At 72.0% G+C, this 214-nt stretch carries 1 protein-coding gene; it reads left to right on the top strand.

Annotation, left to right across the window (positions count from 1 at the left end):
- Positions 1–214: hypothetical protein (locus NP777_RS47515; protein ID WP_256656421.1), on the top strand; the 214-nt coding region annotated here is incomplete at both ends.

Here is a 214-nt window from a genome sequence, read left to right on the forward strand (position 1 = left end):
CATCCCGTCCTGACGATGGGTGTGGAGCAGACCGCTGAGGACCACGGCGCCCGGGTCACCGCTGTCGGTTCGCTGCGTCGTGACGAAGGCGGGCTGGAACGCTTCATGACCTCCGTGGCCGAGGCGTACGTGGGCGGCGCGTCCGTCGACTGGGCGGGGACGTTCGCGGGCACGGGCGCGCGGCGCGTCGATCTGCCGACGTACGCCTTCCAGC

Source organism: Streptomyces rugosispiralis (assembly GCF_024505145.1).
Classification (GTDB): Bacteria; Actinomycetota; Actinomycetes; order Streptomycetales; family Streptomycetaceae; genus Streptomyces; species Streptomyces rugosispiralis.